This is a genomic window from Thioclava sp. SK-1 (genome assembly GCF_001705665.1).
Lineage (GTDB): Bacteria > Pseudomonadota > Alphaproteobacteria > Rhodobacterales > Rhodobacteraceae > Thioclava.
In genome coordinates, this window is the sequence record NZ_MDHA01000050.1 from 1 (window position 1) to 25308 (window position 25308).

At 55.1% G+C, this 25308-nt stretch carries 25 protein-coding genes; 15 read left to right on the plus strand and 10 right to left on the minus strand.

The window, feature by feature from the left end; genetic code table 11:
• The 9 genes from BFP70_RS21060 to BFP70_RS12115 all read left to right on the plus strand — a co-directional run.
• On the plus strand, positions 1 to 119 hold a 119-nt coding region (locus tag BFP70_RS21060), incomplete at its 5' end, for an IS3 family transposase (RefSeq protein ID WP_218059680.1).
• 40 nt (positions 120 to 159) lie between these two features.
• A complete protein-coding gene (locus BFP70_RS21065; RefSeq protein WP_176715558.1) occupies positions 160 to 333 on the plus strand; it encodes a DUF1524 domain-containing protein in 174 nt (57 codons plus the stop codon).
• Between the two features lie 445 nt (positions 334 to 778).
• On the plus strand, positions 779 to 1609 hold the full coding sequence (locus tag BFP70_RS12085) for a DUF3883 domain-containing protein (RefSeq protein WP_066011860.1): 831 nt from the start codon (positions 779 to 781) through the stop codon (positions 1607 to 1609).
• 14 nt (positions 1610 to 1623) lie between these two features.
• Positions 1624 to 2655 carry a hypothetical protein gene (locus BFP70_RS21255; RefSeq protein WP_218059679.1) on the plus strand — a complete coding sequence of 344 codons (1032 nt, stop codon included), beginning with the start codon at positions 1624 to 1626 and terminating at the stop codon, positions 2653 to 2655.
• A gap of 301 nt (positions 2656 to 2956) precedes the next feature.
• The gene (locus BFP70_RS12095) at positions 2957 to 3193 is read left to right on the plus strand and encodes a helix-turn-helix domain-containing protein (protein WP_066011864.1); all 237 of its coding nucleotides are present in this window, start codon (positions 2957 to 2959) and stop codon (positions 3191 to 3193) included.
• 183 nt (positions 3194 to 3376) lie between these two features.
• Positions 3377 to 4177: a hypothetical protein gene (locus BFP70_RS12100; protein ID WP_066011866.1), complete on the plus strand. Its 801-nt coding sequence runs from the start codon at positions 3377 to 3379 to the stop codon at positions 4175 to 4177.
• Positions 4174 to 6318 carry a Mu transposase C-terminal domain-containing protein gene (locus BFP70_RS12105; protein WP_066011868.1) on the plus strand — a complete coding sequence of 715 codons (2145 nt, stop codon included), beginning with the start codon at positions 4174 to 4176 and terminating at the stop codon, positions 6316 to 6318. Before BFP70_RS12100 ends, BFP70_RS12105 begins: the two co-directional genes overlap by 4 nt.
• Positions 6315 to 7259 (plus strand): TniB family NTP-binding protein, encoded by a 945-nt coding sequence (locus BFP70_RS12110; protein ID WP_066011870.1) that lies wholly within the window; start codon positions 6315 to 6317, stop codon positions 7257 to 7259. The genes BFP70_RS12105 and BFP70_RS12110 overlap by 4 nt, the downstream gene beginning before the upstream one ends.
• Positions 7256 to 8575 (plus strand): TniQ family protein, encoded by a 1320-nt coding sequence (locus tag BFP70_RS12115; RefSeq protein WP_066011872.1) that lies wholly within the window; start codon positions 7256 to 7258, stop codon positions 8573 to 8575. Before BFP70_RS12110 ends, BFP70_RS12115 begins: the two co-directional genes overlap by 4 nt.
• A 28-nt stretch (positions 8576 to 8603) precedes the next feature.
• Here the strand turns inward: BFP70_RS12115 and BFP70_RS12120 are convergent, their stop codons facing one another.
• Genes BFP70_RS12120 through BFP70_RS12135 form a run of 4 tightly spaced genes read right to left on the minus strand, consistent with a single transcriptional unit; the run spans position 8604 to position 12777 of the window.
• Complete coding sequence (locus tag BFP70_RS12120) at positions 8604 to 9146, minus strand: hypothetical protein (protein WP_066011874.1); 543 nt, start codon at positions 9144 to 9146, stop codon at positions 8604 to 8606.
• The gene (locus tag BFP70_RS12125; RefSeq protein ID WP_066011876.1) at positions 9137 to 9652 is read right to left on the minus strand and encodes a hypothetical protein; all 516 of its coding nucleotides are present in this window, start codon (positions 9650 to 9652) and stop codon (positions 9137 to 9139) included. Before BFP70_RS12125 ends, BFP70_RS12120 begins: the two co-directional genes overlap by 10 nt.
• Entirely contained in the window at positions 9649 to 11382 is a 1734-nt protein-coding gene (locus BFP70_RS12130) for a hypothetical protein (RefSeq protein WP_141693184.1), read from the minus strand. The genes BFP70_RS12125 and BFP70_RS12130 overlap by 4 nt, the downstream gene beginning before the upstream one ends.
• Positions 11383 to 11394: 12 nt before the next feature.
• A complete protein-coding gene (locus BFP70_RS12135) occupies positions 11395 to 12777 on the minus strand; it encodes a DUF4123 domain-containing protein (RefSeq protein WP_176715559.1) in 1383 nt (460 codons plus the stop codon).
• Between the two features lie 452 nt (positions 12778 to 13229).
• On the opposite strand from BFP70_RS12135, the gene BFP70_RS12145 reads away from it, so the two are divergent.
• The 3 genes from BFP70_RS12145 (at position 13230) to BFP70_RS12155 (ending at position 15241) form a co-directional block, all read left to right on the plus strand.
• On the plus strand, positions 13230 to 13466 hold the full coding sequence (locus BFP70_RS12145; protein WP_141693185.1) for a hypothetical protein: 237 nt from the start codon (positions 13230 to 13232) through the stop codon (positions 13464 to 13466).
• Positions 13467 to 13886: 420 nt separating this feature from the next.
• On the plus strand, positions 13887 to 14441 hold the full coding sequence (locus BFP70_RS12150; protein WP_066011886.1) for a metallophosphoesterase: 555 nt from the start codon (positions 13887 to 13889) through the stop codon (positions 14439 to 14441).
• 260 nt (positions 14442 to 14701) lie between these two features.
• A complete protein-coding gene (locus BFP70_RS12155; RefSeq protein ID WP_066011888.1) occupies positions 14702 to 15241 on the plus strand; it encodes an AAA family ATPase in 540 nt (179 codons plus the stop codon).
• A 261-nt stretch (positions 15242 to 15502) separates the two neighbouring features.
• Here the strand turns inward: BFP70_RS12155 and BFP70_RS12160 are convergent, their stop codons facing one another.
• Together BFP70_RS12160 and BFP70_RS12165 are read right to left on the minus strand one after the other, a co-directional pair.
• Positions 15503 to 17254, minus strand: a complete 1752-nt coding sequence (locus tag BFP70_RS12160) for an ATP-binding protein (RefSeq protein ID WP_066011891.1) — start codon at positions 17252 to 17254, stop codon at positions 15503 to 15505.
• Between the two features lie 8 nt (positions 17255 to 17262).
• Positions 17263 to 18300: an SIR2 family protein gene (locus BFP70_RS12165; protein WP_066011893.1), complete on the minus strand. Its 1038-nt coding sequence runs from the start codon at positions 18298 to 18300 to the stop codon at positions 17263 to 17265.
• 38 nt (positions 18301 to 18338) lie between these two features.
• On the opposite strand from BFP70_RS12165, the gene BFP70_RS12170 reads away from it, so the two are divergent.
• Together BFP70_RS12170 and BFP70_RS12175 are read left to right on the plus strand one after the other, a co-directional pair.
• Positions 18339 to 18659, plus strand: coding sequence for a hypothetical protein (locus BFP70_RS12170; protein ID WP_066011895.1), 321 nt, complete (start codon positions 18339 to 18341; stop codon positions 18657 to 18659).
• A 261-nt stretch (positions 18660 to 18920) separates the two neighbouring features.
• A complete protein-coding gene (locus BFP70_RS12175; protein ID WP_066011897.1) occupies positions 18921 to 19625 on the plus strand; it encodes a hypothetical protein in 705 nt (234 codons plus the stop codon).
• A 247-nt stretch (positions 19626 to 19872) separates the two neighbouring features.
• On the opposite strand, the gene BFP70_RS12180 is transcribed toward BFP70_RS12175, so the two are convergent.
• The 4 genes from BFP70_RS12180 to BFP70_RS12195 form a co-directional block, all read right to left on the minus strand.
• A complete protein-coding gene (locus BFP70_RS12180; RefSeq protein ID WP_066011899.1) occupies positions 19873 to 20943 on the minus strand; it encodes a hypothetical protein in 1071 nt (356 codons plus the stop codon).
• Between the two features lie 372 nt (positions 20944 to 21315).
• Positions 21316 to 21903, minus strand: a complete 588-nt coding sequence (locus BFP70_RS12185; protein WP_083217485.1) for a tyrosine-type recombinase/integrase — start codon at positions 21901 to 21903, stop codon at positions 21316 to 21318.
• Between the two features lie 344 nt (positions 21904 to 22247).
• A complete protein-coding gene (locus BFP70_RS12190) occupies positions 22248 to 23336 on the minus strand; it encodes a hypothetical protein (protein WP_066011901.1) in 1089 nt (362 codons plus the stop codon).
• 735 nt (positions 23337 to 24071) lie between these two features.
• A complete protein-coding gene (locus BFP70_RS12195; protein WP_066011903.1) occupies positions 24072 to 24683 on the minus strand; it encodes a hypothetical protein in 612 nt (203 codons plus the stop codon).
• 206 nt (positions 24684 to 24889) lie between these two features.
• On the opposite strand from BFP70_RS12195, the gene BFP70_RS12200 reads away from it, so the two are divergent.
• Entirely contained in the window at positions 24890 to 25096 is a 207-nt protein-coding gene (locus BFP70_RS12200; protein WP_255356693.1) for a helix-turn-helix domain-containing protein, read from the plus strand.
• Positions 25097 to 25308: the final 212 nt, after the last annotated feature.

The following is a 25308-nucleotide window of genomic DNA, read 5'->3' on the forward strand; positions in this document are numbered from 1 at the left end:
CCCGACGCCAGGCCGAAACCGCCATCTTCCAATACATCAACGGCTTCTATAACCCGCGCCGTCGGCACTCAGCATTGGGAGGCAAAAGCCCCTTGGCCTTCGAACGCCAAGGGGCTTAAACGAGCACTGGGGGCGGCACAAATACGCGACAGGTCCAGCTTGGGTAATGCCGGATGGGAGAAGAAGCGTGAGAAACTGGCCGATTCCCTGCTTGCATTAAACCGCATGGTTGCGAAGGCCGATGACTGGACGGAAAAGAGCATCGAAGCACGCGCTGGCAAAATTGGCGACGTGATCGTTGCTCGCTGGAGCGCCCCAAGAATCCCAGAGTGACGTCTTTCGCTCTATCGAACTCGCCGGAATCTGTTTTGGTGAAGCTGTCTGTTGCGCGGTCTTCACGGAGGGTCACCTGCTCCCCTGAACATTGCGAGCTAAGGAACGTGGTCTCTACGGGGAGCAAGTGAAAACCAATGTCCACATTGGGAGAGCTACAATGCAGCGCTCCACAGATCGACGAATGTCCAGAGAGGGCCGGGTGCGTTGGTCACCACGCGAGCAGCGCCCCCGCATGCCGCGTCTGCTTCCTGCCGCGTAGCGGTCGCATCAGCCATAGTGCCGACCTCCGATTTGCCGCCTGTTTGAAATCCGATAGGGCTAAGCGAAGATCGGTCGCAGTCCTCCAATGTTACGTGAAGCTTTGGCCATCATTCGATCAGTCACACTCACGGCTGCAGGGATTACCAATGACAATCCCTCTGGCACAGCCTAACCTGGCCACATGAATTCCTCTGATTGGTCCGACATAGAGAACGATGCAGTCGTGGCATCTTATTTCGAGATGCTCAGTGATGAGCTCTCGGGACGAAGCTATAACAAGGCGGCGCAGAACCGTGCACTGCAAGAGCAGACAGGGCGGAGCCGCGGCTCAATCGAGTTCAAGCTCTGCAATGTATCAGCCGCCTTTGTCGGGCTAGGCCTGCCGATCATCAAGGGCTACCGGCCGCGGTTCAATTTCCAGATGTCGCTCGCAGAGGCTGCCTCGCGTTGGTTGGCGCGTCATCCCGAGTGGGAACTCGCCCTTCACCGTAAGGAAACCGCCGCGCTGGCAGAGCCACCCTCTCTCTTCGTGGGGACAGCACCTACGCTTCGAAATGCACCGCCACCCGAAGAACTAGAGCAGATGCAGCGGGTCGCGCGGCACTTTGATGTTGCAGGACGCGACGAGCGCAATCGGGCCTTGGGGCATGCGGGCGAAGAGCGTGTTTTCCTTCACGAGCGCCAGATGCTCAAACAGCATGATCGGGACGACCTGGCCCGGCGTGTTCGCTGGGTCTCACAGGAGGATGGCGACGGCGCGGGCTATGATATCGCGAGCTTTACCCCGGAGGGGCGCGAACGTCTGATCGAGATAAAGACGACCAATGGATGGGAGCGCACACCATTTCATATCTCACGGAACGAGCTGGAGGTCGCCGTCGAGCGCCGCGACGACTGGTATCTGTTCCGTCTCTACGATTTCGCACGCGCCCCTCAGGCCTTTGAGCTGAGGCCGCCGCTTGACGCGCATGTCACACTTACCGCCACCAACTTCCAGGCCAGTTTTCAATGACGCAAAGCCACCGCATGTTCGCCCGCACAATTGGTATTGATTATTCGGGCGCTGAGACCGCCGAGGCCAGCCTGAAGGGCTTGAGGGTCTATGAAACCTTTGGCGACAGTGAGGCGTGCGAAGTCTTGCCGCCGCCGGGTCCCAAGAAATACTGGACCAGAAGAGGGCTGGCGGAGTGGCTAAAGCAAGAGCTTGATGGTGCTCGTCCGACGATCGTCGTCATTGATCACGCTTTCTCTTTCCCAATGCGCTACTTCGAACGCCATGGATTGGAGCCGGATTGGCCAACCTTCCTTGACGATTTCTGCCGGCATTGGCCCACCGATCAACCTCACACCTATGTCGATTTCGTGCGGCACGGGAATGTCGGTAATGGTGGCGCCAGGACAGGTGAACGGCGCTGGCGCCGACTGACGGAAGAAGCGACCGGTTCGGCCAAATCGGTGTTCCACTTCGATGTGCAGGGCTCTGTCGCCAAGTCGACCCATGCTGGCATTCCTTGGCTGAAGCACATCCGGGCTGCGCGCCCTGAGTTACACTTCTGGCCCTTCGATGGATGGACCCCGGCTGCGGGCACGTCAGTGATCGCCGAGACCTACCCGAGGCTTTGGAGTTCCGCTTACTCCAAGGGTGATCGAACCTCGGACCAGCATGATGCCTATGCGATTGCACGCTGGCTACAGGAGGCTGATCAGCGCGGGGAGATCATTAATGCGCTGACGGCTCCGGAGCCTGAGCCGATTGCGGCTACCGGATTGGTGGAGGGATGGATCTTAGGAGCATCTTGGCCGCCACAGAAGACCAAGAGCGCACCACGGAAGAAACGCACCGCTTCTGGGAATAAAACGACAGAGCCTGGCTTCATAAATCGCAACCTTCAGGAGGTCGTGACGCACACCGGCCTGCCCGGAAACGACCACAATCAGGTCACCTATATCTTGAGGTGCCAAAGCTGCGAACATCGGTACGGGGCAAACGGGTCTGATATTTTCCAGCGCCGTTGCCCCGTTTGTGGAGCCGGACGACCAGGTCTCCCGATCAGCTAGGTGGCATCATGGCCTACGCGCAGCATGGCGGGCTGAGCGATAACAGCGCGAATGTCCACGACCACCTTCTCGACATGAAGCGATCAAGGTCACGCTTGGTCGGTGGTGCTCGATTTTTCATCGAATGTAGCGGATCGGCCAAACAAATTCTGCGTTCACCCTGTCGACATGTTAAATGTCAAAATGACTTTAGACATCCCATTGAAAACAAACAGGAATAATCCACTCCGCCAGTTGACTTGCGAATCGCGAACCTACATGATTCGGGCATCCGTCAATTAGAATTGCCTAGGGTTCGCACATGCAAATTCGCGGCACGGCCGAGATCATCAAGTTTCGTCTGCGGACTGAGGCAGGTCTGACGATCAAGGAGCTTGCGTCCCGTCTTGGGCGCAATCCTTCTACGATCAGCCTAGTCATTGGCGGTCAGCGGAAGAGCCTTCCGGTCATAACTGAAATCGCGCGCCTGCTCGGCGAGGATCCCGAGGAACTGGCTTCGCTGCTCGCCCAACCCGAAGGAGAAGCCTCAATGACCTAAACCATCGATCTCGATGAAAGAACAAAGGCCCCGCAGCGCGAAGCGTGCAGAGCCATTGTCAGGTTTGGTCACCTCTTTCATCCCACCACACCAGCGAAAAGTCAACAGGCACGCGTGAGCGGCTTGCTCCTGCGTGTCCTCGCAATCCGGTGCCCAATGGCCCGGAAACAGGGATGCTTTGCAATGAATATGCCAATCGAACGCAGTCTAAACGCCCCGATCACGCCGGTCGGTCGCGACCTTTCCGGGATGCCGGAAGCCTTCCGAAGGGCCTATGGCCCAACGGAAGCGTTTCCCGATGATCTTGGGGAACTCGTCCGCGAAGATAGCCCGGTGCTCCCCTATCGGGGGCAGCGCAAAATCAACCCGAGATCCAGAAATGCCTGCCGTATTTTTGCGGTGTTTCCCGACCTTGAGACGCGCTTGCCGCGGATCTATGGTCTGGATAGCCAACTGGAGTATCACCACCTCGCGCTGACGCTTGTGTCGCCGTGTGTAAGCCATGTCCACGAGCAATTCGGTCCCGTGAAGTTTCGCAAGCCGGATGGTACGATGGGCACGCACTATTTCGACCTGGTGATCACGTACAGGACCGGGCGCAGAGTTGCGGTCGCAGTGAAACCCACGTCCCGTTTGGCATCCGGTCGTTTCCTGGCCGAGCTGGAGCAGATCAGGCGTGCAGCGGTGCCAGACTTGGTGGACGAAGTCCGCTTAGTGACCGAAAAATGCTTTTCGCGTTCTACAGCCGTGAACGCAGCCACCTATCTGCGGTTCACCCTTTGCCCGGATGCGGAAGCTGACGCCCGCTTAAGCAAAACCTTGGCGACGCTCGACGGCGCATTGACCATTGCAGATCTGATTGTCCTCAGCCGGACTGGCGCACGAGGGTTTCGCGCGGCAGTTCGTGCCATATTCGAGGACCGCCTCACACTGATCAGCACCGGGACTATCAATCTCCATTCGATCGTTCGGAGGCCGCAATGACCTATAGAATGAACTTCGACAGGGTGACACGCTATCACATCAACTCGGTTCCGTATTTCTTCGAGGAGGCCGACGATCAGCACGCGTTCTTCCGTCGAGATGACGGATCGGCCGCGGTCGAGAGGTTTTCCTGGCAGATTATGCATGAGATCATGCAACGTCCGGATTGGGATTATGAAAAGCTTCCCCGAAGTGTGGACGAAGCGAAGTCTCGGCCTCAGCCCTACACCTGCCTCTCTACTTTATCGCAGAAGAACCAAACTCTTACCTGTAACCGGTGGTTTTTCGTCTGTGGCCTGACCAGAAGGCGCTCGGAGGGTGGATTGCTTCTTCGACCCGATGACGTTGGACAGCATTACCCTCACATCAAGGCTTATGCGGCAGAGGAGTGGAAGACGTTCCATGAGATCTATGGGGCCAAGTATTTCAGCTCCAGTGGCAACGGCTTTGGCTTCGACGCATCGCCGGCAAGCATCTTGCGGTGGTACCGCGCTGTCAAAAAGGCCGGTGGCCGCATGGATGCGCTCATCGACAAGCGCGGAAGGGCCTCCAAGCTCGATATCGACCAGGACAGCTACCTTTTCATCCAACGACAGCTCAGAGAGTATCTGCTGAACCAGCGCCACACGGGCCGTGAAGTCGTTGAGAACACGATCAACGCGTTGCGTCGGGAAAACGAGCGACGAGCGGCCGCCATGCTTCCGCTGCTACAAACGCGTGGAAAAACAGCGCTGTGGGACTGGCTGAAGCGTTTTGATCGCCTGGAGGTCGATGCCGGTCGTGAGGGCAGCGCGATCGCAAAGCGCCGTTATCTGGGTGTTGGCAAGACCAATCGGGCGACCCGTCCTGGTCAGACATTCCAGGTGGATGAGTGGGAAATTGATGCGCGTACGATCATCATGAACGGGCCCATCAGAGAGGGTCTCGATCAGAAGACGATCGACCGGTTGCCGCGCGGGCGCCGATGGCTCTACGTCGTTGTTGACGTCGCGACCAGATACATCGTGGGTTTGCTCATTGCATCGACACAGAGTTCAGCGTCAGCCATTCGCGCGCTGGAAATGTCGACACGAGATAAGTCGGATTTGGCAGCTGCTGCAGGCGCGACTTCCAAATGGCGAGGATTTCCATTTGAAGGCGTCGAAAGCGATACTGGATCTGCTTTCCGCGCAGGCGCGACGACTCGATCGGTCAATGAGACTCACGCTTCCTACAGCTATCCTAACGTCGGCGAGCCTCAATTGCGGGGGGTAATAGAGCGATCTTTTCTGACGCTGACACACCGGGCCATGCCCTATGTGCCGGGAAGGACTTTCTCGAACCCGAAAGAGCGCGGCGATTATCCGACAGAGGAAACGGCCGTTCTAACTGACGACCAACTGGCGCTGCTTTTCATCCGCTACATTGTCGACGTCTATCACAACACGCCTCACACTGGCCTCCTTGGGGAAACGCCTGCGGCGGCCTTGGAGCGTCTCGGCGGCACAGTCGGGCTTCCGCCAAAGTTGCCCGCCACCATGCGGCGCCGGGCTTTCGGGATAGCTCTGGAGCGAAAGGTAACAGCCAAAGGCATCTCGGTTCTCAAGGTCGCCTACAACTCTGGGATGCTTCAGGAGCTGCGTCGCCGGCCTCAGAACACGAAAGTCCAGCTCTATCTGGACCCCAATGACCTTGGCACGATCAGCATCTGGACTGGAAAGGAATGGCTCGAGGTGGACTGCCGCGTGGAAAATTACCACGGGGTAAAACTCGACGAATGGGTTGCCGTCGGTCGGATTCTGCTACGCCGGTACACTGGGCAGGCGGCTCTTGCTGCCGACACCATATGGGATGCGCTTCAGGCAATGCGATCTCGGGCGAATGAAGCCATGCGGATCATGGGCGTGCTGCCACAACAAACCACCGCAGAGGACGTGGAGCGCTTGGAGAAGGAACTCTTTCTCGGGCTCTCGGTCATTGAAAACGAAGAGCCGGACCTGGATGGATTGGACCGCGCGACGCACGGATTCGGCTACGTGATCGGTGGCCCGGATATCGTTGAGGACGAGCGGCCGACCAGCATGCCAGAGGCCGACGTGGATCACAGCCTTATCGAAGGCAGTGAGGATCTCAATTGGTGGAAGCCGGAGGACGACCTATGACGCTCGACCTTCAGATCGGTGATGCGGAACGTCGGATACAGACGCTCCGCCGCGATGTCTTCATAGAACATCCTGACGCGCAGCGGATTGCGCGTCAGATCGAAAGTGCGCTCCGTGGGTTTCTCGCAGCCAAAGAAGTTGGGCATCCAGCTGACGCCCGTGGTGTCGTCATCCTGGGGCGCAGTGGGACCGGCAAGACTCGAAGCGTTCTGCGGACCTTGGGCGCTCTGGGGATGCAGCCGACAAAGGTTGGAGACTATCCACGCCACCATATTTTCGTGTCGCTTGATGACAGGGTGTCTCTTCGGCGTCTGCGGCTTCTGATCTCTGAACAATATGGCAGGACACCGCGAAGCCGCGACTCTGCGGGCGATATCTGGCGCTACGTTGCCGAGTTTATTGACCGCCTCGAGACCCGCGTGATCGTCCTTGATGAGATTCAGCACGTCCGAACGGCTGGCCCCCAAGACCGTCAGTCTGTCCGCGACGCGCTCAAATCCCTGGTCCAGCCGCAAAGCGGACAGGTCGTCCCGATCCTGATCGGCACGCCAGGCTTCGCCGAGATCCTGAATTCGGACCAGCAGCTCAGGCGCCGGTACAGCGTCGTTCACATGACCAACCTTGACCCGGGAGCCGATGCTCGAAGGGCGATACAAGTTCTGGCGCACTACGCAAAAAAGGTGGGGGTCGCGCTCGGAACGAGCGTTCAGACGCGCGACTTCGCGGAACGCCTTCTGCACGCCTCCTACTATGCCCTTGGTGAGCTATGCGAGATCTGCATCCTGGCGCTGAGTGGGGCGATTTCGGCTGGCGATAACGTCTTGGAGATCGAGCACTTCCGCATCACGCACGCCGAGCGCTTTGATTGCATCCCAGAACTGAACCCCTTCATCGCTGAAGACTTTGCCAACATCCCCACGGATGAGGACCCGGAGCAATGAGGGCAGCCATTCCGGATTCTTCGTCGCTCGCCATGCCCAGGTTGGTGATGCCTCTGGGTGCGGTCGAGGCCGAGCCAGCCTTTTCAGTCCTGTCCCGCAATGCGTTCGCCAATGCCTTCCTGTCCACGGCGGAGTTCTGCACGGCGACGGGCCTGCGCAAAGCCGCGGTCTGTGCTGGCGATCCGCAGCACCTTCATGCCTTGGCCGCCCTCACGGGGTCTCGTGCGTCTGATCTTATTGCGCATAGCCCATGCAAGCTGAGCGAGAAGCATACTGACCTCCAAGGTCTACGCTTCCTCACGCGATCCATACGCAAGCACGACCTTGCGATTTGCCCTACCTGCTGGCTGGAAAGCGTAGAGAAGGGGGGCGGCTCCCCGGATGCCCTGGCAATGCAGTGGAGATGGCTCCCTCGGTTCATCACCAGCTGCAGCCTGCATGGGGCGGCGCTCGTAGAGCTGCCCTATGCCGATTACACGACCTGCTACGATCAGGTCCTGCGTGCCAAGCTCGAGCCTGGGTGGATCGCGTCTCTTGAGGCCAAAGTCACCGCCAGGGCCCCGACAGACTTCGAAATGGCGGCGATGAAGCAGTTCACCGAGGGTGTGTCAGCCGCGCCGAACGTCCCGGGCACCCAACTCGACATCCTCGAGCGCTGGTGCCTGGGATTGGGCGCCTTGATCACGAAAGGCACCCTCAGGCCGGACAGCTGCACCAGCGATCATAAGCGGGAGTTTCTCGATGTCGGCTTCTCGGTGACCAGAGACGGCAAGGGCAAGATCTTCGACGAAGTCGACCGCGCATTGGGCAAACATAAGATCCGGCTTTCGAAGAGCTGGGTTCATGGTTGGTCGCTGCAAGCTGTTGCCGCGACCGAGCGCGCCGAGTTTCGGTCGATCATGCTGGATCTCGTCAAGAACCAGGGCCACTATGGGCTTCACCACCGGCCTCGGTACTCCTGCCCCGAAACGCAGTTGAGTGCACACATCAAGAAAATCGCCGTCCGGACAAAGCGATCTGAAAGATGGGTGCGCAAGGTGCTGAAAGTGGACGGGTTTCTGCCTCTTGATCCCGACAAGACGTCTGAGCAAGTCCGAACCCATCTCTATGCGTGCGGGCGTCACGTCCGCGCGATCGCGGACAGTTGGGGCGTCGAGCGAAGCGCGGAGTATCTGGGGATCAGTACAGATAGGCTCAAGCGGCTGGTTGCGGAACGGAAGATCAGAACGATCAAGACGAACTACTGCAAGACACTGCGTTTCAGGAAGGCTGATCTAGACGGTTTCGCTGATGCAATAATGCCTACTCTAGATTGAAAAGCCCCTCCGGCGGTCATGATGCCTGTTATGGCGAGGCGTAGCGTGCCCAGGGGTTTTGAACGTTTCGAAGGTAAATTAGGACGGCATTCAGTAAGGCCTCATCTTGCGGACTTCCTGACTGATACCTGAATAGGTCACTGCTTCGGTGACTGATGGGAGCCCAATAGTTTGGCGGTGGAGGCATGATATCGCTCTGTTGGTAGTTTTGGTTAATGACCGATTCCATAGAGCGATCTGCATTATTGGCCCAATTTCCAAGCAAGATATGAGCCGATTCCACATCAGAAGGTTGCGTTGCAGTCGCCAGAGCCTTCCTCATCTGCGTCAAATGCCCTGCAACCACGCGCTTATCGTCCTCTAGGTCAATCAAGGCACGGCTCAACCACGGAATATCATTTTCGACGCCATGATGAAGGGCCTCGATGGCGCCGGGAGGCAGCGGCGTGTCGTGATCGATGCGCGCGCGGAGATGCTGCCGCATATTTTCCATCATGCCGAGGTAATCGACGATCATGTTGTCGGCTTGTTGGAAAAGCGCAACGACTTCTGAGATTTGATCTATCGCCAAGGATTCTCAACCGTATTGAGGTATCGCAGGATCTCAGTGGCTTGTGCAATATCCTCAGGGCTTCCGGCCTTGTGGCAAAAATATTTGTAATAGTCGCGTTCTATGGTCTGCCAGTATACATGCGGTGGAGGAAGAATATCACTCTCAAGATAATCGTAGTCGAGTACTGATTCCATTGAGCGATCTGCATTATTTGGCCAGTTCATCATAGATATTTCTGCACGAGAAATATCCGTGATTTTAGTTGCTGCCCCTAATTCTCTTTTAAAAGAGTTTTGGTGTATGGTCAGAACTTCGATGTCTTCTTTTAAATCCTGATGAGCTTTGACAAGGAACGCTTTATCGTCTGGTCGCTTCAGTGCCACGCGCACACCGTGAGGCAATTCCACATTTTTTTGGAGTTTCTCAATAATATGCTCGCGCGTTTCAGAGATCTTACCCAGATACTCTCCCATCATCCGATCGGCACGTTTGAATAATTCAACGATATCAACTGCTTCATTCATAAATCGCACTCCGTCCATTTCCCGGCATTCCGAGCCGCCTGCAAAGCTGATGTTGGAGCATTCCACTCTGTATACCAATATTCACGAATACTGTTTGCAGGCACGGAATCAATCATGAATGTCTGCGTGCCGCCGCCATCCAGCATCATTCCATTCTTGCCCACCTGGGTTAGATCTTGCGGCCCAATTTCGCCCTCGAATGCGCCGGGCGGCGGCGGGACATCTGCGACAACATAAGCACCACCGTTATTCCAGTCATTTAGAACAGCATCTCGTGAGCGCCATTCTGCTTCCGTCTTTGGAGGTTTCTCGGGACTCCAAAATCGACCACCGATACCGCTCTCGTCGTTGATCACACGATAAACACGGTCACCCGGCTGAAAAATACGGTATGATGGCTTAGAGCCAAAAGTGCGTAAGGTTCCTAGAAAACGTGGGCTATTGGCTGCCGCAAGCAAATCACTTACAGCCTGACGCTCCACGTCGCTCAGATCAGTACGCGCGGCATGTGCGTTGAGATCCGCTACGATCTCATCCTTCCACTGCGGTGCCATTCTCTGTATGTCTTTGAAGCGCACATCTGCGGCCTCATCGATTTGCCGCGCGCCAGCTTCCATCTCAGCCCTATTGAACCCTGGTCTCCCCATGTGGCGTTCCCAATTCGGGAAAGGCCCCATTTCGATGATGAGTTCTGTTGCGCGCCGGACAACGATGGATTGTTGAGGCAGAACGGAATAGGCGCGGCTTGAAAAGCGGCTTATCCCTTGCAAGATTTTTCTCTGGATCGCGTGGGCCGCGTCATCAAGCTTTTGCGCCCCCATGGCACGCACAAGTTCCAAAGTCTTGAGGGCTTCGGCGACCTTGCCGGGCATAATATTTCGGGCCAATGCGATTTTTTCCGCCAGCACTTCCAAGAATTCATCGAACTTCCCGGCCACGAAACCAACTTGGGCCACCACATCATCGGCCAGTTTGCGCACAAACCGATAGCCATTGGGCGCTTTGCCCATCTTGAACAACGCCTTGTTGATATAGACAAGCACCCGGCCAATCTCACCCGCATTGCGCCAGATGACCTTGATCACCCCCTTCGCCAAAGAGCCGAGCGATGGGACGAGCCCGATCAGGCAGGCAAAAATACCAACCCACACCGCGATTTCATTGAACCGCCTATCCCAGACCAGTGCTTTGCCATTGGCGATCAGATCGCGCACATCCGCCACCTGATCGACAACAGGAATGGCCGTGACAACGGCGCTGGTGATGATCTGGCTCGTCGACATCTCTTCGTTGAAGTCGCCAGCCAAAACGCCACCGGTCCAACTTGCGGCATCGCTGGCCCCTTGGGCAATCGCTGTCGCGGCCTTTTCGTACCAAGCGCGTTCATCGGTGACAGGGGCTGGTTCTTGAATGGCCTCCGGCTCTGTCGGATCATCGAAGAAAAAGACTTCGACCTCACCATTGTAATTGCCAAGATCAACATGGACGAATTGGTGCTGCGACTGCTCTGTCACGGAAAGAACGCCTTCGGCTATGATTTCTCCGCCGGGCTCTCCGTTATTTGGCTTCTGGACAACGTAAATCGCGTCTGAAACCGGTCCTTCATTCGGGTATTCGTATCGGACGTGAATCCAATTGCCGCTATGGCACTCGGCGCATCCGCCTGTGCTGCCGCCTTGGGAGAGAGCGGCCTCCTGTGCCGCGCTATATTCATGCGTTGCATCGGTCATGGATAAAACCTGTTAAATCAGTCGCTTTTCAATCTCGCATGCAAGCTGCTCGGGCAGATCATGCGTGTGGGCGTAGAATATCTTTTGCAAAATGCTGTGTAGTGGATCGCTTAAAAACCATGGCGTGTATAGGCAGGAAAGAAGCAGATGTGCCCGCCTTTGCGCGGGCAGGCGGAAACCGGCCTGATCCTGTTGCTGGGCACAAAGGCCGGAAAATTGCTCCAGATGTCCAGGAGAGATGATGCCAAAGGGCGCAAGCTGCCGGGGATCAAGGCGATCAGCCTGAAGTGCCCCTGTTGCCAGAAGGCTTTGTAATGTCGAAAGACCAGCGTCGGATGTGACAGCCTGATGCCAAGAGGTTTCTTGCAAGGCCAGATCAAGACGCCGTAATTGCAAGGACGACGCCGAGGGGATGGCAAGGCTTGTGGCAACGGCGTCACTCGCGCGTGGGTCCCATAAGAACCATGTCCCGTAAAAAAGCGCCATCGACATCAGCCTTGCGCAATCGCTCCGCCGCGTGAAGCCGTAATGTTGGGTCATGCCGAAGACATGGGCCAACGCCGCCTTGACCGGCTCCGGATCTGTCACGCCAAGCCTTTGCATATGCCGGGGCGCCGTGGCGAAGAGGGTCTGGCCCATCTCGTCGCAAAAGCGGTGATCGGTTGCATCGTCAATTTGCGCGCGCAGCGGAGTGCTAAGCCGAAGGCTTTCCTGTTTGTCAGGTGCGTTCGGGGGGGCGCAAAGCAAAAGCGCATCGCGATCCGGCGCGATCATGGTGCGGATCGGATGCGCATCCTCCGGCCACCAAAACCGGCTGAGTGCTGCATCCTCGCTTAACGCGGCCGCGATTGATCGAAAGGCTTTAGCTTCCCAGAAGCGGAAAAAGAACCACTTCCCCGCTTCATCCGTCAATTTCAGGAATTTGCGCAGATGCGCATGCAGATCAGCAAATCTCGCCGTTGTCCGCAGGAAAATCGCGGCCTGATGATCCCAAAGCTGCCAGGGCTTATCGCCCTTGGTAAACAGGGCGCGTGTCAGATCGTCTTCGGGCGTGATCTTGACCAGCCATGGCGCCGCGTCTCCCCACTCCTCTGCCCCCTGTCCCTTGAACAGGCAGGCATGTGGGAGAGCGGCTTGTTCCAGACTGTCCCGCAAATCCGTGATCTTCGCAGCATCAATCACCGCATAGGTGTTCAAGGCCGCATCGGGGAGATCTTGCCCGAAAAGCGCATCATAACATTCATCCGGCACGGATCGTTTGGGGAAAACGGCGAATTGCTTGTCCAAAGGTGTGATCGGAAGGCGCATGACCTGTGCCTTCGGGCGGTCAGGCACAGCAACTGGAGAGCCGTCTGTGAGGTGCAGCCAATCATCGCTTTCCACGCGCGTCTCCACATTAGACAGGGTGGCAGAAAATTCGGTTTTTAAAATGTTGCGAGGGCAGGCCTATACAACCTGCGACGAAAATACCAGTCTCACACGTCTATGCCGTTTCGTCAGACACACCAAAACGTTGAGAGATCGGGGGGCGGATTCATGTGCATTAGATGTGCTATAGAAAATGGTGCAACCATTTGTTATGTTTCAAAATTGTCGAGATATGAAGATTGCGAGACCCTCGCACGGTATTTCAAGAAACACTGGAATGCTGATGTTGAGAAAATCTACGATATTGGGTCGGATGTTAAATATACCCTGATGTTCCAGGGCACCACAGTCGACCTTATCTATCACTCTAGTCTCGGTAATTTCATTCGTTCCGAGCAGGTGAATGTTTCGGATTTTTTGTCGAGGGCGATCACCGATTTGAACGAAAGGCTAAGCGAGTGATATCAACCTTGCACGACATGATCGTGTATCTGGCCCGGCACGGCGTCGAGGACGGCTCTGTCTATACGCATGGCGGCCTTGGAGGCGGCGAGATAGACGGGATCGAGCAGATCGACGGCGTCTGGTATACGTATTTCAGCGAAAGAGGCAAAAAGAACTATTATCGCAAATGGCCAGATGAAGCCGCTGCGGTATCTTATATCTTCCCCAGAGCTGTCGATTTGGCGAAACACTACGGAATTTGGACAGAATAATAGCCAGCCGTATGGTATCGGCCTGGCATGTCGGTACACGGTCACACCCGGCCAGCGTTATTCGGGCAAGACTGCGATCTGAGCCACAGTTGCGAGGACTTCGGGACACAATAGCGCAGAGGTTCCAGTCTTCCCCGGAAAAAGTTCCAAGTTGATTGTGATGCCAAATGGAAAAAGATTCTGGATCAATTACTTGGGAACGTGTCAGATTCCAATCCTAACCGGACATCACATTTTGTGTGTGACGTTCGCCGAAGATTGGAACATATCCGGTTCTACTTGGCATCTTGCCCGGGCAAGACTGGTATATGCTGAGATTTCGAACGTTTCGCCGTCCGCAATTCCTCTGAACTGACAGGCATTTGCGCCCGTATGATCTCGTCCCTAAACTGAGGGACGACGAACACGGAGGGCACAGGTATGGCCAACTGGTATTCGGCCGACCTGCACTTCGGCCACCACCGCATCATCTACTTCTGCAAGCGCCCCTTCGCCTCAACCGCGGAGATGAACGCGGCCCTGATCGCCAACTTCCAGGCCTGTGTCGCGCATGATGATGACCTGTGGATCTTGGGAGATTTCGCCTTTGGCCGTGCTGATGATACGGCACAGTTCGAGAGCTGGTTTCACAGCCTGCCCGGCCGCAAGCATCTGATCATCGGCAACCACGATGATGAGGCAGTAATTTCGCTCCCCTGGGCCAGCACCGAGTACATGGCCGAGATCCAGGATGGCGACTATAGCCTCGTCCTCTGCCACTATCCGATGATCACTTGGAACGGCGCACGCAGAGGCGCCCTACAGCTGTTCGGGCACGTCCACGATCAGTGGGCAGGCTCTAGGAACAGCGTGAACGTGGGCGTAGATCAGTGGGATTTTCGACCGATCCAGATTGGAGAAATAGCAAAGCGGGCAGCCCGTATGCCGGTCAACAAGCATTGGGCAGATGTCGAACATGGAAACGAGCTTCTGTAGACCAGTTGAACGGGTGGCATCTCGGACCAGCTGGTTGAGCGATCGCATGGTGAGCAAGAGCTCGGAGGTTCGATCTCGCAAGGGCAGCTCGCATCGGCGTTGAAAAGCACCAGATAGTTCTGCCTTTTTCGTCAGAGGATTTGCCTCTGCCGCGCAGACCGGTGCTGTTTTCCCTACGAAAATCCATGCTGCCTTGATCCGCACCTTTCGGCGCGTCGATCGCTGCGCAGCCCTTCCCCTGTCAAACCCGAGGATGGCCCATGAGCGACCATTTCTTCGTCGTGACGGGCGGCCCTGGTGCGGGCAAGACCAGCCTGATCACCGAGCTCTCCCGCCGCGGCTTTCATACGATCCCCGAATCCGGTCGCGCGGTCATTCGCGAGGAAATGCAGAGCGGCGGAGACGCCCTCCCCTGGGCGGACCGCATGGCCTATGCCGAACGGATGCTTGAGCGCGACCTCCGCGCCTACGAGGACGCACAGGCACTCTCAGGCCCCGTGATCTTCGACCGGGGCATTCCCGACATAATGGGCTACCTGACCCTCTGCGGCCTCCCCGTGGCGCCCCACGTCGCCGCTACGGCCAAGGCAGTCCGTTACAACGCCCGCGTCTTCCTGACGCCCTACTGGGACGAGATCTTCACACAGGACACCGAACGCACGCAGACCCGCACCGAGGCCGAAGCGACCTGCGCCGTCATGCGGGAGACCTACACCGCGCTCGGATATGAGATCACGGAACTGCCGTGCACCGACATCGCATCACGCGCTGATTTTGTCTCTGCGCAACTAGCGCTCTGACCGGCTTCTCCAGATGGACGGAGAACCTACTGGAGCGGACAAACCGCGCAGCTCCCTCCTGCCTCCTACTACCTGAAGCCGACGGCCCTAACCGGACATTCGCCGACCAGCCAACTTGCTGTTGTTGCAGCCTGCCAAGCCGACATTCATGCGTTGCAAACAAAATTCCGACCGTGAATTTTGCACGCTCGAAGCGATTGAAAACGCTAACGCAGTGCGGGTGTGCATAAGTCTTGATCTATGCACGCATTCCTCGCGTCACTATCTCGCGCTTTGACGCCTCCAAGACAACACTGCCCCCGTAATATCAGATTCCGGCGTCTCACCCGCCCAACGATCCCAGAAGTCGATGGTTGCGCTGTTTGGTTTGTATCTCGGCTCTCCTACGCGAACTCTGGTCGGCAAAAGACTCGCGTCACCAACTACCAACGCTTCCCCAACATCGAGAACGGGTAACAGATCTCCAAACCCGCCAAGGCTATCTGGCAAAAGCCTTCGGACAACACTCTGATCGTCGCCATTCGTCAGGCGCATGGCGATCACATTATTGCACTGACTTAGAACTGTCCTGTTCACCTCCGCAGGACGCTGGCTAATGACCACGAGCCCAACACCATATTTCCGGCCTTCTTTGGCCAGACGTTCAAAGATGCCTACGGATATGTCATCGACCCCATCACGCCCCGCTCGCTCGGGAATATAAAGGTGCGCCTCGTCGCAAAACAAGGCAATGGGGTGGCGCTTCTCCACTGGAGTCCACTGAGTGATGTTGAAAACCAATCTCGCAAGTAGGCTGACCATCAAAGGCAGTATGTCGGATGGGACTTCCGAGAAATCAATGATCTTTATGCCGCCTTTCTTGTCTTGTTGCGTCCCTCTGCTTGCTGTCAGCGCGTGCGCCAACCTTGGCAACCAGTCCATTTCCATACATTCCGAATGAGGCTGAAAAAGAAAACCTAAGCGGCGATCCATGTGCTTAGCCTCAAAGCGGGCAATCAAACGACTTAACTTTCCGTTGAAGTCGCCCGCTTTGTCAGTGTTGGCCTTCGCGCCGGGGACGCGTTCAGTATCGAGAAAACTTAGACGTTCAAGCACAGCCTGAAGTGGAAATGGTACAGGGCTATCAACGGTAAAATTCGCCAAAACCTCTGCATGTTTACCGTCCTGAAGATACTTACGCTTTGCATCGGTAATGCTGTTGGCCATGACCATTGCTTGGTTTGGGGCGTTTTGATCAGAGCGATCAACAAATAGCGAAACCATAGCTTCATAACCGAGAAGCCAATATGGTAGATAGAGGACGCCATCATCAAGCCCTTGATCGTGCTCCAAATCACCTGGGCCAGCTACGCGCAAATGTCGAAACTCTTCACCGTCAAGCGTCTTATATTCACCGTGTATATCGAACAAGATGGCGTTGGCCTGATCTAAAGCGGCAACTTGGTCTAACATACGCGCTGTCGTATATGATTTACCTGAACCGGTGCTGCCTACAATCACCGCATGGCGTTGAAATAGCCTGTTCCCGTTGAGAAACGCGGTGGCATTTTCATCAAGGGTATATTTTCCAAGCTCTAACTGCGGGCCGTCACCTGTTACGTTCGAGATTACTTGCATGAAGTCTGTCAGACGCTTGCCTTCAAGAGCAAAGCAATTGGCATCAATTTCAGGTACGGTTTCAAGTGTTCTTCTGAAAATATTTTTGAGCATACCCTGTTTGTCGATCAAAGTGCCAATCAACGAAACTCGCACCAAGTTATTCTCTGGCAACTCAGTGACTTCATCTGGATCAGCCTCCGACTCGTCTGGCGTAACTTCGGGCGCTCTACGTGTGATCCGTGAAACAACACCAACCAAATGTTGCCCTGCCTTACTGCTCTGAAGTGCGACCAGTCGATTGACCTGCACTCGCTTTAGGCGCTCAAGTTCATCAACTCTCACAACGACTACTGCCGTATCAACGGCTATAATCTTCCCTAACGCTTCACCATCATCGTAGTCAAAAATTGCCATCTAAAACCTCACAAAGCCATCTTATTAAAATTATCGAACGACCAGAGATCGGGCAGAGGGATGCTCATTCCTTCGGGATGCTCTGGTAGAAACACACGAGTTGCTTCGCCGTCCTTCTCAAGCGCCATATATGCTTGCCCTGCGCTATCGGCGAGGAACCGTTTAGCTTCATCTGTGAGTGTGCGCGCCAATATCACGATTGGAACATTCCGTTGCCTGCACCTATCGACGATTTTCGGCTGAATGTGCCGATCACGAAAGCCGTAGCCGACACAGAGAAAGGAAGCCGCTTGATCCAACGCTCTGTCTGCTCCTTGGATGGCAGACCGAAAAGGTTCGTCATGCGTTCGCTCATACTTGCTGACACCTGGTGTCACGATTAGCGGACTAAAATCCTCTGGTAACCGTTCTGGAATCGGCAAGGATACGACGCGACCGGTGTTATCCACGAACCAATCGAGCGAACCATGAACCTTCCAGATTCTGACCGTCCTTGCCGCATGCGCTCCACGTCGAATTGACACTAGATCGCTGCCCTCACGGCTTCGAATGATCCCTGGCGCAAAACCTGTAACGTGAATGTACCCCGCTATGTCAGTCGCATACTCAGCCACACGGTCATAATTTGGTGTCACAATATTTGTGACCATGTGAGTGGTCTTAAACATTCCTTGAAGCAAGTCAGACAGGCTAAAATGCTCCTGCCCTCGTGCTGCCCTCGCCATCAAGGCAAGGTCATCCTCTGCAATGGCTTGCCAGGTAAGTGCTACAATCTTCTCGACGAGACTGAGCGGTGCAGCAGTTTTTAACAGAGCTTCCTCAAGGCCATCACCTTTCGCCAAAGCCGTTCTAACTAGCAGCCAAGCATCGGTCTCCTCGCCTTCGTCAGGTTGCATGTGATCTCGAAGATACTGGGCCAACTCACCCATGCCTCTTAGACCGTGAACGACCGATGCCCCACTTCCCAAAATGAGGACCGGATGTCGCTGGATGCAACTTTGGGCTACGGTTGCAATCCTTTCAACGACCTTCTCTTCTACACTCATAACTTGATCTCCGCGTCGCGGTTTGGGAAGCTGTCAGAATGGCAGCGAATGCTGTCACCAAACTTTTCAGGATCAGCATCGCCAAGCGTGTTCCACTCCGAAACGTCCTGAATGGAATCGGTCAAAAAGTCGGAAGTAAAAAGGCTGCCCTGGCTTGCGATCTCACTGCTCAAATCGAGATTTCCTATGTTTTTCTCGAAGCTAGCACTCGCCGCAACCTTGTGCAGCAAGAATGTGGAGACATCCGGTCACCGAAGTCCCTTGGGTTTAGAGTCGCGATCAAGTTTGCAAGAGCAGCGAACGGCAACTTCCCGCCGATGTTGTTGAAAAAGTCAGGCGGCGCCAAAATCGCATACTAAATGCGCCACGTGATGCGCATATAAAACAATATATAGTGCCGGAATCGACTATCATTGGAGTTTTTCAACAACATCCGCCCCTCGCAACGACGACGAGATGACCAATGCACCCGGCCCAAAGCGGCCGTTGAGAGCACAATTGAGAGCCGCACTGCAGCGACCTAGGATCGACCTATCTTAGATTGCGTAAGAAATAGTTTGTTCCGGAGATGCTGAGCTTTGCGCTAGATTACTTGGGGCAGCCAAAAGAAGGTAGAGCACATGAACGACAAAGAGCAGCACTCACCTATCCAAGAAATTGACAGCCAGATGAGGCCAAGGGAGCACCTTCTTCACATCGTCAAAGCCGCTCTGTCGACGGCGCCGTTCGGTGGAGGCATCGCATCTCTAATGACAGACTACATCCCATCTATGAAGGAAAAGCGCCTAAAAGACTTCGTCCAAGGAATTGCGTGCGACCTGCAAGCGCTTGAAAACCACATAGACGAAAAAACAATTCGGACAGATGAGTTTGCTTTCGTTTTGGAGAGATGTTTCCGCGGAGCGGCAGAAAATTACCAAATGGAGAAGTTGCAGGCGTTCCGAGGTATTCTGATAAACTCGGCGGTTGGATCGAAGGTCAGTTCGGATGAACGGGAATATTACCTCAACTTGGTTGAAAGGCTGTCTGCATTGCATTTGAGAATCTTGGCTTTTTTATCTGATCCGAAGACATATTTGTTCGCGTATGAAATACCCGAAGGGCAGCTCCGCGGAGGCTTGTCTTCTTTCATGCCAGTTGCCCTTCCAGGCGTGGGCATTGAGTCGATCAAAGGTGCATTCGGAGACCTTTACCAGCTTGGCTTCCTCAACACAGACAAGTCAATATTCCATACGATGACAGCCTCGCAAGGGCTCGACCTCCTTGGCGACCGATTGACGGCAGCTGGTCATCGCTTCGTGGCTTTCTGCAAATCACCACACTAGCCAGAAATCACCTGTCCAACTGGTTGTACCTAGTGTGACGACCCTCTGCGGTCATTCGCCAGGTTCTGTTCTGCTGCAGCGCGGCTTCTCCGAAGCCGCCATTCGTGACATCACGCCGAAAGTTTAGATAATGAGGGCCCGCAGTAGGCGACATAACACCCGTTGAAGGCGCGGCTAGTGCCTGCTCTAAGTTCAGAGTTCCAGATGCTGTTCCATGTGCAAAAAACGCGACGCAAACGTGGGCATCTTACTCATTGAAAAGGTCTAAATCGAATTGATTGAGTAGCCAACCAAAGGGAAAATGTTGGTCGGTGAAGCATTGGTCGCAGTTTAGGCGTTCTCCGATAAATAGACGCGGAGCATCTACTTTTTTAATACGAATCCGCGCTTCGCACACCGGACACCGCATAAGCTCGGCGAAGTTCGAGTTCACAAAATTAGTCAGTCGGGAGCGCCCCCTCGTAAAGAGCGCTTCATATGAGCCTAGCGATGTGAACAGCATCCAATTCTGATATTTCTTGCTGGGCTTTCTCATTCGACCATACAGTTCAATCTGCATGACATGGAGAAAGAGCATTAACATTGCGAGTTGGCTATATGTCCCACCGGCATAGATGTCGTCATCCATGGGATTTTTGAAGATGAAATTCAGATTGTAATCTTCCGTCTGGTTTCTTCTAAACTCCGTCACCAGATGTGTTGCCTTATCAAAAAGGCCTGCAAAGCCAAGGTCATTTTGAAAGTTGAAAAGTGTATCATACACTGCATCAGCATTTGTGAAGCTACACCCTTGGCTCTCTTTCATCGCCGAGGCTAGTAAGGCTTTAATACCTGCTTCATCCAAGTCTTTCCGGTTGAGCAGGTTCTTTGCGTCAGATTTCAGCTTATCAAAGAATGCCCCCTCGTCCGCGCACATTTGAGCAACGATCAACATGCCTTCTTTCAGGGGCTTGCGTAGGAGCGAAAAAGCGACAGTGAATTTTCGCTTTTCCAATGCCCGTAGAGCTTCATAGATGAAGTGGAGCATGTCTGAAAATAGCGCATTGCAGACGTGATTTACTGCCGCCCGCCGTTCTAAGTCCCCGCGTCCGGATTTATCAAGAAAATCCAAAATGTTAATTCCGCTAGCCAACAGATGGCGATCAGCTTCGGACTCGATCTCAAACTGAATATGTCCTGCTTTTTGAATTTCCATTTGCACAAGCAGTCGCGCCATAAGGTCATGCAGGTGAAAGCAAAACTCGTGCTCTGCCCAGTGCTTTTTTGGAATGTTCTGAAGTCTATCAGGATCTATTATTCCGATCGTTTTCAAGCTCATGTTCTCCACACCACTGTGATTTTATAAGATGAAATATATTTCGATTGTGATTTCCGGTTTCTGCCGTTTGCAGCAGGCGCTGGCGCAACCCTAGCCTGATTTCGCACTCGCTTCATCCGCATTCCATAGCAGCTATTCCGCTAAGAATTGCAATCACGAAGGGTAATGCGGTTCGCTGTTGAAACCGCTTAAGCGTAAGGGGGCGATCGCCAGCAGAACCTCTTCGTTCTTATGTAAGGCTGTACAGAGGCATGCCGTCGTTCTGGTCTACTACGAAGGTCGGCTTTCTCCGTGGCTAGATGTTTCTTGCTAGCCTGCGGCGAAGGTCGGCTCTCCGCCCTTCCTCCTCTTCTCAGGCACTGCAGCTTCCGGCTACCAGAGGTCGTCGAACCGGTGCGCCGCCGTCCGCGTGTAATGCGCTGTGTGTCGGGGATCTCGGTGGCCGAGGTAGTCCTGAATGACTCGCAGATCGCGGCCCTTGTTGGCTAGCGCGAAACCGCAGGAATGGCGTAGCATATGTGGATGGACGCGCTCGAGTCCGGCACGGGTGCCGGCGGTCCCGACAATGTAGTTCACGGCCTGCCGTGTGAGCGGCAGCTTACGCTCGGAGACGAAGAGCCAGGGCAGTGCATCGTCCCTGCGCGCGAGCCAGCGCTTGATAGCCCGCAGCTCGTCGCCAGCGACTGGCTGCTCGACACTGAGCCCGTTCTTCAGCCGTGTGATCCAGATCCGCGACTGCGCGAGATCCACATCTCGCCGTCGAAGCGCGATCACTTCGGAGACGCGCAGGCCGTGCCGGAACATCATCAGGATCAAGAGGCGATCGCGAACCCCGTGGCGGCTCTTCTTGGCGGCAGCGAGAAGCCGGTCAATATCCGGCTGACCAAGGTAGTCCCGGCTCCGGATATGGGCATCGGTCGCGCGGTCATCGTCACTCTTGACACTTCGCCGGGCGGGCATGGTTCTGGTGCCTCTCACAAGTCTCTGCCGAGCAAGGGTTGGCCTTGATCAACTCTTAACAAAACACACGAAGTGTAAAGAGTGGCTCGAGCGTTGTGGTGACGCTCGCATTTTCGTCGAAATGAGGAAAGCGGATTCCTTTGGATGTATTCCTCAGTGCCGCATTCAAGGCGAGGCACGGCTAGGGCCGTCGGCGGCCCTTCTGCAACATCCACGCAAGACGCTAAACGCCAACACCAAAGGCGGGTTTCCGTGCCATCCCGGCCTTTGCAGACCCACCTATGGGTTCGGACCGCCAAGCAACGCATTTGCCAGCCAGGTCTTCAAAGCATCGACCCAATCAGCTATTCTTCCAGAATTATCTCTGAACGAAAAATGTTACCAATCGTCATTGATGCGAAGCCTTCTCTGCCTTTGCTTACACTCTTCCCTAGACCAGCCACCCAATCGGCGCTGGATGCTGACAAAGGGCCCACTATGCTCGGATCCGACTGCATTTCGTCGAGGGCCTCCTTATGCATCCCTTGCCTCAAGATCACGCGATAGACGGGCTTATCATTAACGAACACGGGTCTCGGCAGCATAAACTGCCTTTCACGCCCGACATATTTTTCTGCGAACTGGACAGTCCGCTCTCGACTCCCCAACTCTTCTCGGGCGCGTTCATCGCGTAGGCCAGCTGTGCCCTCATCATCCGAGAGCCCTGCGGTTGCGCGGCGTTCCATAAAGAAAACATCATCATACGGCATGGAAATCGCCTCTGCCGCGACTTCATAGCCCGCTTGCCGCAAGGATTTTGAAACGACACATCTGGTTGCCGCGTCATCCGCCATCGCCATCTCAGTCTCTAAGATCTGAAATGGCTTCTCTGCTTCCGGGTCGATGATGGTGAGGCGGCTAGGCTCTCCGTGAGGGACACCAATCTGAAGTCCACTGACTAGGCGCTGTCCGCTGTATCCGGAGGGGAAGACGATAGAACGTTTTTGCGCAACACCTCCAGTTGGCGGAGGGCCTACATGCCCCAACTGTCGGGCGCTGTATTCCGAGCCTGATTGCGTTCCTTTACACTCGATAACATGCCATACACCACTTACATCCCGGGCCACAAAATCTGGAGTTTTATTCGGGCCGCGCTTGGCCGTTCTTCGTTGTGTAGCCCCCAATCTCGGTGCCAAGTATTCGACGAAATATCGACCATCCACAATACGATCCAAGTCAAAGCGTTCGCTCAACCATAGGAGGGGAGCCCCCATACCAAAATCGTCGCTCAAGATTGTCTTCTGGTGGGCATCAAGTTCGGAGAAGCTGCCAGTGAGCCTGAGGTCCGGATCCGGCGTGATTGCCGATAGGTATCTTACCCACGCCCAAAATTCGCTCAGAGAGACACCAGTGGACGTCGTGGGGGTGGTCAAATACCCGATCATGAGTAGCATCGCCGGAAAGTTCATATCCCAGGTAGCAATGCCGCTGTGAAAAGCGCTCGGAAAGACAGGGTGATTTCCCGGGGGCGGCCAAGACGACGCATCGACATTAACGATCAGATCCCTATTCACAGACTTCCCTCAGAATTGATTTTTTTAGCAACGGCACAATTGATGCCGATTAGTGGTTATTGCTTGACTGTAGCTTTCGGCAATGCCTTTTGGACTAGGCTGAGCACGATGGTATAGTGCTATTGCATTATAGACCCATACTGTCACCACACGCCGGTTGCAGTATGGGATGGAGCGTATCCATTTCCTTGACCGATCCCTCAAGTTTGTAACTGTCCTCCGGCCCGTCGAATCTGACCTTGATCCATTCCGCAGCGCGATATTCACCACGAACGACGCGGTCGCGCTTGCCTTCTATTGAATAGAACTTGGCCGCCGTGCGTCTTGAAATCCAGCGCCTCGCACCTAATAGAGGTGATCCGCACACCTTCTCGCATGGCAGAAATCTGGCTGCTCAGCATCAGCTTTATACAGCTAAGTGGCTTACACCGATCGTCTGCCGTGCCCGACACCAAAGGCTAGTTTTGGTCGTTAGTATCAGCTGCAGCAGGACTTCCAGAGTCAGTGGCATGTCTGCTTCCTGCCCATTCCAACCTTAGCATCACGCGACCGGCTAGCCACTTCTGGTCATTGTGACTGCTAGGGTCGCTCTTCACTGGCCACAGTATGTCGCGATCAACTCTCCCCCCATTCCTCGTCGAAGAACCTCTTCAGCTCATCCTCAGAAGAATAAACCTTGGGTCCGACGCAGCGAGCTGCCGCTCGCGCCCTTGCGAGACGTTCATTCTCCAGAGGCCGGTCCAAGGTGTCATCACGCCCCGGCCCCATTTGCTCGGTCGCGTGGGCGTATAACTCTCTGAACGTCCGCCGATCGATGCCCATCAGCCTTGCGGCACCGACAAAGCTGCCAGCGGCATCATACGCCATTCTCACTTGATCAGCCGGGAACTCCACACGCGACCGTCCTGGCGTATTCGGAAAGCCCAGTGCCTCCCGCTTACGAGCGATCCATTTCGGATCAACGCGATGTAGCTTCGCCAGGGTCGTGTCGCGATAACCCTCCCGAAACTGGGATTGGAGCAGCGCGTCGAAATCATAGCCGAAGTGCTCCAACGTCTCGATCAGATTGGTCCGACTGCCGACGAAACGTTTCCGAACCTCAGCCAGCGACCGGCTAAGCGTCATTAGTTCGATGAGTTCAGAATGATGGACGCCTTGACCGTCGCCATCCGCAAAGATGATGACGAAATCGCCAGAAACCTCCAGATAGTGTTTTGCTTCGGCCATAGACCCTTCCTCTGACTAAAAACTCCGGTGAAATTCTAACGCCATCCATCATGAGAATTTTGCCGCAGATTTTAACCACATGATTCTAAACAGTTATCCTTGACTGATTCGTTGATAGCTGATTCCCTCCGGATCACGAAGTCCCAGCAATCATGGTTACAGCGTCAATGTCACACACAGTGAACCCAGCTCATGAACGCCTGAAAATGGAGCTACGTCTACGTGGCAAATCCATCGCCTCAGTCGCCCGCGAGCTGGAGGTTCTGCGTTCGACAGTTACGCTGGTCAGCCAAGGCCTGCGCAGGTCTTTGAAAATCGAGAAGGCCCTTGCCGATGCTGTCGAGAAGACCCCGGCCGAGCTCTTCCCCGACCGTTACGCAGCAGAGGAGGACAGCGCGGCAAACAAAACCTGACACCGGGAATAAAAAGACCCTCCTGCGCTAACAGGAAGGCCTTTTGAATAAGTGTCGTTGGTCGCGACCCCTTATTCATCCCCTGAGTCTCACGAAAAGTCAACCTGCCGAGGCGTCTCTCGGCAGGGCAGCTAAACTCATCTCAAACATAGGGGGATGTCGCCCCGCACCTGCTCCGATCCACATGGGTCGGCGCCCAGGTGAGGTGCGCT